Source organism: Streptomyces sp. STR69 (assembly GCF_024519455.1).
Taxonomy (GTDB): domain Bacteria; phylum Actinomycetota; class Actinomycetes; order Streptomycetales; family Streptomycetaceae; genus Streptomyces.
In genome coordinates this window covers 79,464-88,859 of sequence record NZ_JALJRY010000029.1, presented here as the reverse complement: position 1 = coordinate 88,859, position 9,396 = coordinate 79,464, and the positions used below count along the sequence as shown (strand labels likewise).

Genomic DNA, 9,396 nt, shown 5'->3' with positions numbered 1-9,396 from the left:
TCTCCGAATAAACGGTGAAACTGCACGGTGGGGGGATTCGGCCTGTAGGCGCCGAACGGAATCGCAGAGACGCGAGATGGCTGGTTGAAAGCTAGCGTCACTGTTACTCGGCGGTCAACAACGGAAAGGTAAGCGCCAAGTCCAGGGAAATGATCCGGCCAGCCCCGGCGGGTCCCCAAACAACCGAAAACCCTGCCAATTTCCTTCAGAGGGCACGCCATTCGGACCGCAGTGGCGCAAGCGGTCCAAAAGCCCCCGGTATTCATCCGAGGCTCATGGTCCCGAAACATGACCGACAGCGGAACAGAATTATGTAAACGTTGGGTGTCGCTGCCTCCTCGCATGACCCGCGCTAGGTTGGCACCCATGAGCACACCCCGGGACCTGCTGATCATCGCCATGGACGTCGACCCCGACCGCCCCGTCGAGTCGGGTGATCTTTCGCTCGCGCTCGCGGGAGCCGAGGTGGTCGACCTCCTCGCCGCCGAAGCCGTCGCGCTGGACGGCGAACTGATCGTGCCGAACGTCCAAGTTCCCCTGCCGGACGGCCTGTTGGACGAGGCAGCGACCGCCCTCGTGCGGGAGGCGCCGTACGAGTCGGTCGAGGACTGGCTGTGGCGGCGGGGGCGGGGGCTGTCCTCGGCCTATCTCGCCGCGCTGGAGAACGAGGGCCTGGTCGCCCGGCAGCGCGGTCGCTGGATCCCGGTCCGCAGCGGCAAGGCGGCCCTGGTCGACTCCCCGGCCCGCAGCCGGGCGGCGGACCGCTGGGCCACGGGCGAACCCGTCCTCGCCCAGCTCGCCGCGGCCGTCGGCATCCGCGAGGTGTCGGACGAGGACTCCGCGAAGGTCACCGACGAGGCCCTGGACACCGTCCTCGCCACCGTCCACGACGCGGTGACGGAACTGGAGGCCGTCCGGCAGCGCAAGAGCGTCGAGGACGCGGCCTATGACAACGTGTGGCGCGGTATGTGACAGCGGTTTCGTGTCCACGCGGCGCGGCAACTGCCGGATAAGCAGAGCCAATTGATGGTTCTGAGCCGCAAGTGACGCCACGTCACCCATGGTAGTCGCAAGCCGAGCGCGGAGCCTAGGGTCTGTCCGGCGGATCAGGTCGCAGGAAACCATCGGCGCCTGATCAGCGCCGGTGAGCGGGGTCTGGTGCGTCCAGCTGCAAGGCGGAGGAGGGAGTCCGACGCGGAGCGTCGGCGACCGACGACAACGCCGCCGGTGGGCGTGCCAGACCCCGCGTCTGCGGCATGATCCGCCGGACAGGCCCTAGGTCCAGGCCGAGGCCGCCCCCAGCGGAATCGTCACTGTGAACACCGTCGCCCCCGGCTCCGACGTCAGCTCGACCGTGCCGCCGTGGGCCATCGCCAGCGAGCGTGCCACCGCGAGGCCGAGGCCGCTGCCGCCCCGGTCGCGGCTGCGGGCCTTGTCGACACGGTAGAAGCGGTCGAAGACCTGGGCCCGGTCGGCGTCCGGGATGCCGGGACCCGCGTCGGCGATCCGTACCGACGCCGTTCCCGCGGCGACCGTCACCGACACCGACACCCGCGTGCCGGGCGGGGTGTGCACGGCCGCGTTGGTCAGGAGGTTGTCCAGCACCTGCCGGATACGGACCGGGTCGACGCGCAGCCGCACCGGGGCCGGCGGAACCGTCACCGTCAGCGGACGGTCCGGATGCCCGGCGCGGAACGCGTCCGCCGCCTGCGCCACCAGCTCCACCAGGTCCGCGTCCTGCAGCCGGATCGGAGTCTCCACGTCCGCCGCGTCGAGGCGGGCGAGCAGGAGCAGGTCGTCGAGGAGGATGCCCATACGGGCCGCCTCGGCACGCAGCCGGGCCAGATGCCTGTCCCGCTCCTCGGGTACGTTCGCCGCCGCGTACTGGAACAGGTCCGCGTAACCGCGCACCGACATCAACGGCGTCCGCAGCTCGTGCGAGGCGTCCGCGACGAACCGGCGCAGCCGCTGCTCCGCCTCCGCGCGCACCGCGAGGGAGTCGTCGATGTGTTCCAGCATCGTGTTGAACGCGGTACGCAGCTCCTCGACCTCCGGGCCGCCGCCCCGCTCGTCCGCCCGCAGCGGCAGCCTGGCCGCCGACTCGGACAGGTCGTGCGAGGCGATGCCGTGCGCGGTGTGCGCCATGTCGCTCAGCGGCTGCAGCCCGCGCCGCAGCAGCCTGCGGCCGAGCACCACCAGCGCGAGCAGCGCCAGCCCGAAGGCGACCACCTGGATGATCACGAGCTGTCGTACCGTGTCGTCGATGTCGTCCATCGGCGCGCCGCTGACCAGCACCACACCGGGTTCGACCGCGCAGCCGCGCAGCCGGTACTCGCCCTCGCCCGTGATGTCGCTGGTGCGCAGCACCTCGGTGCCCTTGGCGATCTGGGACCGGGCCACCGCGGTGAGGTCGCCGATGTCCGCCGGCAGGTCCGAGCTCTCCTCGGGCTTGCGGAGCACCGGCTTTCCGTCCTTGACGTCGTACACGGCGTAGTACCAGCGGTAGTACTTCTTGCCCTGGAGGGTGCCGTTCGCCGCGATGGACTTGGACTGAGCGACCTGGGCGAGCCCGAGCTGGTCGTCGAGCTGGGCCGACAGATAGTCCCGCATGTACGTCGTCAGAGCCGTGCCCACGACGGCGAACACCACCAGGGCCAGCGCCCCCAGCCCCAGCGCGAGCCGTGTGCCGAGGCGCAGCCTGCGCCAGTGCCGCCGCAGCCGTCCGATCATTCGGCGGCCTGCCGGATCACGTAGCCGAAGCCGCGCACGGTGTGGATCAGCGGATCGTGCCCCTCGTCGAGCTTCCGGCGCAGCCGGCTGACCACCAGTTCCACCACATTGGAGCGGCCACCGAAGCCGTACTCCCACACATGGTCGAGGATCTGCGCCTTGGTGAGCACGGTCGGCGACTTGCGCAGCAGATAGCGCAGCACCTCGTACTCGGTCGGGGTGAGCGTGATGAGGTGGTCGCCGCGCCGCACCTCCCGGGTGTCCTCGTCCATCGTCAGGTCCGCGACGCGCAGCACGGAGCGCGGGAAACCGGGCCCGGCGCTGCGCCGCAGCACGGTCCGCAGCCGGGCCATCAGCTCCTCCACCGCGAACGGCTTGACCAGGTAGTCGTCACCGCCCCGGGTCAGCCCCGCGACCCGGTCGGCGACCGCGTCCCGCGCGGTGAGGAACACCACGGGCACCATCGTCCCGGAGTGCCGCAGCCGGTCCAGCACACCGAAGCCGTCCAGGCCGGGCAGCATCAGGTCGAGCACCACGATGTCGGGTTGGAACTCGGCGGCGACGGTCAGCGCCTCCTCGCCGGAGTACGCGCACGCGGCCTCCCAGCCCTCGTAGCGGGCGACCGTCGCGACGAGGTCGGCGATCGGCGGGTCGTCGTCCACGACGAGGAGTCGAACTTTGTCCACCCGCTCATAGTGCTTCACCCGCCGTCCGGCGCCAGACCCGCGGCACCGCCGCACCCACATCGATAAGTACTTGAAAGTTGTTCGACAGGAAAACGACAGCGGCCCGAGGTCAAGCTCGTCTCCCAGGACCCGATCAAGGAGCTGCCGTCCGTGACGACCGTCCAATCACCCCCTGCGCCCCCCACGGCGATACGCCCCAGGGTGGTGGCCCGCACCGGCCTGTACGCCGTGCTGGCCGCGAACGTCGCCGTGGTGACCGTCTTCTTCGCCCAGGCCGGATTCGCCTCCAACTCGCTGATCGTCATCGGCCGCCTCCTCGGCCTCTACGGCGCGCTCGTGATGGCCTTCCAACTGCTGCTCGTGGCCCGCCTGCCCTGGCTCGACCGCCGCATCGGCATGGACCGGATGACCTCCTGGCACCGCTGGACGGGCTTCGCCCTGCTCTGGACGCTGCTCGGGCACCTCGTCTTCATCGCCTTCGGCTACGCGGAGGGCACCGACACCGGCCCGGTCGGCGAGGTCGTCGACCTGGCCGAGACCACCGAGGGCATCCTGCGCGCGCTCGTCGCCTTCGCCCTGATCCTCGTCATCGGCGCGACCTCCGCCCGCTACGCCCGGCGCCGCCTCGCCTACGAGACCTGGCACTTCATCCACCTCTACACCTACGTGGCCGTGGTCCTCGCCTTCACCCACCAGGTCGCGGTCGGTACGACCTTCACCGCGTCCTCCGCCGCCACCACGTACTGGTACACGGTCTGGGGCGTGGCCCTCGGCTCGGTCGCCCTGGGCCGCCTGGTCCTGCCGCTGTGGCGGAACCTGCGCCACCAGTTCCGGGTCTCGGCGGTCGTCCCCGAGTCCGACAACGTCGTCTCGATCTACATCACCGGCCGCGACCTCGACCGACTCCCGGCCCAGGCAGGCCAGTTCTTCCTCTGGCGCTTCCTCACCAAGGACCGCTGGTGGCAGGCCAACCCCTTCTCCCTGTCGGCCGCCCCCGACGGCACCGGACTCCGCCTCACCGCCAAGACGGCCGGCGACGGCACGGCGGCCCTGCGCCACCTCAAGGTCGGCACCCGCGTCTTCGCCGAGGGCCCCTACGGCGCCTTCACCACCCTGCACCGCAGGAAGACCGAGTCCCTCCTCATCGCGGGCGGCGTCGGCGTCACCCCGATCCGCGCGCTGCTGGAGGACCTGGAGGGCCACGCGGTCGTCATCTACCGCGTCTCCGCCGAACGCGACGCGGTCCTCTACGGCGAACTGGCCGAGCTGGCCCGGGCCAAGGGCGCCGAACTGCACCTGCTCACCGGCCCGCCCGTCCCCGACAAGCTGGCCCCGCGTGAACTCGCCCGCCTGGTACCGGACATCGCCGACCGGGACGTCTTCCTCTGCGGACCCCCACCGATGATGAACGCGGTACTGCGCACCCTCGGCGACATGGGCGTGCCCAAGCAGCAGATCCACTTCGAACGCTTCAGCCTGGCGGGATGAGAGACATATCGTGAAGCGAGTCATACCTGTCCTGGTGCTGTCCGTCGCGGGTCTGATCCCCGTGTGGCGCTACGAGCCGTCCGTCGGGACGACGACGAGCTCGACGAGTACGACGACCTCGGAGGCGGTCTCGACGCCGACTCCTACGGCCACTTCGTCGTCCTCCTCGTCCTCGTCGGCCCCTTCCACCTCCTCGAAGAAGGTCGTCCAGGGCACCGCGATCAACACCGAGAAGGGCACCGTGCAGGTGCAGGTGACCTTCGAGGGCGACAAGATCAGTGCCGTGAGCATGCTCCAGCAGCCGAACCATCCGCAGACCACGGCGGCCGTCCCGGTGCTGATCGAGGAGACCCTCAAGGCGCAGAGCTCGAAGATCGACACGGTCTCCGGCGCCACGATCACCAGCGACGCCTACGTCCAGTCCCTCCAGGCCGCGATCGACGCCAAGGGCGCCTGAGATGAACCGTGTTGAGCATGTGATGGGGTTCCCGGTGTCGTTGCGCGTCGACGACGAGGGCATCCGGGAGGTGACTGTGGACGCGCTGTTCGCCTGGCTGCGCGAGGTCGACGCCCGCTTCAGCCCGTTCCGTCCGGACAGCGAGGTCTGCCGTTACGACCGGGGCGAGCTCCGACTCCCGCAGCTCAGCGCGGACTTGACCGAGGTCCTCGACCTCTGCGAGCAGTACCGGGTCGCGACCGGCGGCGCCTTCGACGTCCGGCTGCCCGGCCGCCCCCTCGACCCCTGCGCGGTCGTCAAGGGCTGGTCGGTGCAGCGGGCGGCGGAACTGCTCACCGCCGCCGGGGCCCGGCGCTTCGTCCTCAACGCCGGTGGCGACGTGGTCGTGGCCGGCGGTCCCTGGCGAGTGGGCGTACGGCACCCCGAGCACGCCGACCAGCTGTGCACGGTACTGGAGTTGACCGACGGGGCGGTGGCGACCTCCGCGCGCTACGAGCGTGGCGACCACATCGTCGACGGCCGCACCGGCCGCCCCGCGACCGGACTGCTCAGCCTCTCCGTCGTCGCCACCTCCCTCACCGAGGCCGACGCCACGGCGACCGCGGCCTTCGCGATGGGCCCGGAGGGCGTCGACTGGGCCGCCGCCCGGCCCGGCTGCGAGGTGTTCGCGGTCGACGCGGAACGCCGGGTCCGCCGTACACCGGGATTCCCGGTCGCGACGGTGGCGGCGTAAAGACACGACTGCATGCGGAAGGGCCGCCGGGGTTGCCGGCGGCCCTTCCTGTCGGGAAATGTGGCTTGTGGTTCAGCTGACGTCGGAGGCGTCCAGGCGGTACAGGCCGCTGCCGGTGGAGGTCGTGGTCGACGAACTGGTGCTGTATGCCGAGGACTTGACCGCCGTGCCGTGTGCCTTGACCCAGGTCGCGATCGCGGAGTTGGTGCCCTGGCCGCCGTCGCTGCTGACGATGATGTAGTGCAACTTGCCGGACTTCACCAGGGACTTGAGCTTGGCGAGGGTCATCGCGTTGTCGCTGCCGGACCAGCCGCCCATGGAGATCACGGGCTGACCCGACTCCAGGATGATCGAGGACGCCGTCTGGTCGGTGGACACCGCCAGCAGCCAAGTCGCCCCGTCCTGGTGCTTCTTGAGGTAGGCGATCATCTCGGACGAGACCTGCGTGCCGCCGCCCATACCGCCACCGCCGGCCTGCTGTGCACCGGACTCGGAACCGGACTCCGTGGAGGTGGAGGTGGAGGAGTTCGAGGAGGACGAAGGCGCCGAACCACTGCCCGAGGGCCGGGTGCCGGACGGGGCCGAACCGCTGGGCTTCGTACCGGACTTGGTGCCGCTCGGCGCGCCGCCCATACCGCCACCGCCGCCGCCCATACCGCCACCGGTGCTCGGACCGGCCGTCGGGTTGGTGCCGTTGGTCGAGGAGGTCGCCGCCGAGACCGAGTAGGCCGCGGGACCGGCGAGGAGGGCGACGACCGCCGCGAGGGCCGCGAAGCCCATCAGACGGTGGCGCCGGGTGAACCGGCCGACCAGCAGGCCGAGTACGGAGGCCGCGCCCGCCACGGCGACCACGATCTCCGCGACCGTGTACACCGTGCCGGAGCCCGACACCCGCTGGAGCAGCACGACCGCCCAGACCGAGCTGGCCGCGATGGCGACCGGCAGCACCCAGGCCCTCCCCCAGTCTCGGCTTCGCTCGACCGGGGGGACCCCCACCGCCGCGGCGCCCTCACGGAAGGCGCGGTACAGCAGCACGCCGCCCGCACCGGCCAGGGCCGCGATACCGGGCGCCATGGCGGTGACGTAGTACGGGTGGAAGGTGCCCTCGGCGAGCGAGAAGGTCAGGAAGTGAAGAACGAACCAGCCGCCCCAGAGCATGAGCGCCGCCCGCTCGGGGTCGGTGCGGGGAGCACGGCCACGCAGCACCAGACCGGCGACGAGCGCGATCGCCGCGAAGGGGATCAGCCAGGAGATCTGGCCGCCCATGATCTCGTTGAACATCCGGTACAGGCCCGAACTGCCGCCGAACGAAGCCCCGTTGCCCTGCGAGCCGACCGAGGAGCTGGCGCCGAAGATCCGGCCGAAGCCGTTGTAGCCGATGACCAGGTCCCACACCGTGTTGTCGGTCGAGCCGCCGATGTAGGGGCGGGAGGACGCGGGGATCAGGTCGACGATCACCATCCACCAGGCGCTGGAGACGATCAGCGCGACGGTGGCGACGGCGAGGTTGCGGATGCGCTTGCCGAGGGAGACGTTCGTGGCCCAGAGGTAGACGAGGAAGAACGCGGGCAGGACGACGTACGCCTGCATCATCTTGGTGTTGAACGCGAAGCCGATCGCGACCGCCGACCACACCAGCGGCATCAACTTGCCGTTGCGGACGGCCTTCAGGAGGGCCACCGCGCCGAGCATCATCAGCAGGACGAGGATCGGGTCCGGGTTGGTGTCACGGGTGATGGCGACCGTGATCGGGGTGAGGGTGAGGACCAGTGCGGAGATCGTGCCCGCGACCGCGCCGAAGTCCCGCTTGACGCTCCGGTACAGCAGGGCGACCGAGCCGGTGCCGGCCGCGACCATCGGGAGCATCAACTGCCAGGTGCCGTACCCGAATACGCGGGCGGAGAGGCCCATCACCCACAGGGCGAACGGTGGTTTGTCGACCGTGATGAAGCTGCCGGAGTCGAGCGCGCCGAAGAAGAACGCCTTCCAGCTCTTGGTGCCGCTGTAGACGGCCGCGTCGTAGAAGGTGTTGCCGGTGATCGAGGTCAGGTTCCAGGCGTAGAGCGCCGTGGCCAGGAGGAGGATCGCCCACAGGGCCGGGCGGGCCCAGCGCGGGTCGTCCTCCGGGCCCGTGAAGAGCCTTCTGGCACGGGAGTTGAGGCCACCGTCGGCGGGCGGGCCCGCGCGGTGGGAGCGGCGGGTGCCTTCCTGGCTGGGGGGCGGGGCGAGGGTCGTCATGACGCGTACTCCAGGTGTTCCGCGGAAGAGGCGGGCGCCCCGACGGGCAGGACAGGGGTGGTGGTGCGGGTGCGGTGGGGTACGGCGGCGATGCGGGCGCGGCCGGTGATCGTCTGCTTGAACATGCGGCGCATGCCCTTGAGGTCGTCGAGGGCGGTCCGGACGATGTCGACGCGGCTGTCGGGGTCGTCGATCCAGTCGACCGGGACCTCGTGGATACGGAGTTTGTTGCGCTGGGCGAGGACGAGGAGTTCGGTGTCGAAGAACCAGGCGGTGTCCTCGATGTGCGGGGCGAGCGCCCGGAACACCTCGGTGCGTACGGCCTTGAAGCCGCACTGCGCGTCCGAGAAGCGGGCCGCGAGGCCTGCCTTGAGGAGGAGGTTGTAGGAGCGGGAGATGAACTCCCGCTTGGCGCCGCGCTGTACGGCCGCCTGCCGGTGCAGTCGGCTGCCGATGGCCACGTCGCTGTGGCCGGAGAGGAGCGGGGCGACCAGGGGGAGGAAGCCTTCGAGGCCGGTGGACAGGTCGACGTCCATGTACGCGACCACGTCCGCCTCGGAGCGGCTCCACACGTGCTTCAGCGCGCGGCCCCGGCCCTTGGCGTCGAGGTGGACGGCGTGCACGTGCGGCAGCCGCTGGGTGAGGTCGAGCGCCGCCTGCCAGGTGGCGTCGGTGCTCGCGTTGTCCGCCACGGTGATCGTGAACGGGAACGGGAAGGACGATTCGAGGTATGCGTGGAGACGGCCGACACTGCCGGCGAGGACGTGCGCCTCGTTGTAGACCGGCACCACGATCTCGACCGACCGCTGCCGGGCGCCTCCCGCGTTCTGTTCGTTCATGACGGTGACTTTCCGGGCCCTGTCTAGGGCGTCCCTGTGCCTTCGCTGAACGGTCGATGAGAATCAGCGGACTCACAGGAAGGGCACAGTCGATCCGCGTCGAACCCCCAGGAAGCGGCACCCAAAACCCCTCAGGTGCCCGCCAAGTTCCCGCAACACAAGCCGTCTAGACTCTCCCCTCAACGGCCTGAGACAGCGGCCAGGAACGGGCAGTTTCTGCCACAT

The 9,396-nt window shown here is 70.2% G+C and carries 8 protein-coding genes; 4 read left to right on the top strand and 4 right to left on the bottom strand.

Annotation, left to right across the window (positions count from 1 at the left end; translation table 11 throughout):
* Positions 1-366 precede the first annotated feature (366 nt).
* Entirely contained in the window at positions 367-972 is a 606-nt protein-coding gene (locus OC490_RS38695; protein ID WP_262062726.1) for a GOLPH3/VPS74 family protein, read from the top strand.
* Positions 973-1,275: 303 nt separating this feature from the next.
* Here OC490_RS38695 and OC490_RS38690 read toward each other — a convergent pair whose 3' ends face one another.
* Both OC490_RS38690 and OC490_RS38685 read right to left on the bottom strand, forming a co-directional pair.
* On the bottom strand, positions 1,276-2,730 hold the full coding sequence (locus OC490_RS38690; protein ID WP_262062725.1) for a sensor histidine kinase: 1,455 nt from the start codon (positions 2,728-2,730) through the stop codon (positions 1,276-1,278).
* On the bottom strand, positions 2,727-3,416 hold the full coding sequence (locus OC490_RS38685) for a response regulator transcription factor (protein WP_262062724.1): 690 nt from the start codon (positions 3,414-3,416) through the stop codon (positions 2,727-2,729). The genes OC490_RS38690 and OC490_RS38685 overlap by 4 nt, the downstream gene beginning before the upstream one ends.
* Before the next feature lie 150 nt (positions 3,417-3,566).
* Between OC490_RS38685 and OC490_RS38680 the strand changes: the two genes are divergently transcribed.
* Genes OC490_RS38680 through OC490_RS38670 form a run of 3 tightly spaced genes read left to right on the top strand, consistent with a single transcriptional unit; the run spans position 3,567 to position 6,094 of the window.
* On the top strand, positions 3,567-4,904 hold the full coding sequence (locus OC490_RS38680; RefSeq protein WP_026178960.1) for a ferric reductase-like transmembrane domain-containing protein: 1,338 nt from the start codon (positions 3,567-3,569) through the stop codon (positions 4,902-4,904).
* A 10-nt stretch (positions 4,905-4,914) separates the two neighbouring features.
* A complete protein-coding gene (locus OC490_RS38675; RefSeq protein WP_262062723.1) occupies positions 4,915-5,361 on the top strand; it encodes an FMN-binding protein in 447 nt (148 codons plus the stop codon).
* 1 nt (position 5,362) lies between these two features.
* Positions 5,363-6,094: an FAD:protein FMN transferase gene (locus OC490_RS38670; RefSeq protein WP_262062722.1), complete on the top strand. Its 732-nt coding sequence runs from the start codon at positions 5,363-5,365 to the stop codon at positions 6,092-6,094.
* Positions 6,095-6,166: 72 nt separating this feature from the next.
* Here OC490_RS38670 and OC490_RS38665 read toward each other — a convergent pair whose 3' ends face one another.
* Both OC490_RS38665 and OC490_RS38660 read right to left on the bottom strand, forming a co-directional pair.
* Positions 6,167-8,332 carry an ArnT family glycosyltransferase gene (locus OC490_RS38665; RefSeq protein ID WP_262062721.1) on the bottom strand — a complete coding sequence of 722 codons (2,166 nt, stop codon included), beginning with the start codon at positions 8,330-8,332 and terminating at the stop codon, positions 6,167-6,169.
* Entirely contained in the window at positions 8,329-9,171 is an 843-nt protein-coding gene (locus OC490_RS38660; protein ID WP_315986726.1) for a glycosyltransferase family 2 protein, read from the bottom strand. The genes OC490_RS38665 and OC490_RS38660 overlap by 4 nt, the downstream gene beginning before the upstream one ends.
* Between the last annotated feature and the right edge of the window lie 225 nt (positions 9,172-9,396).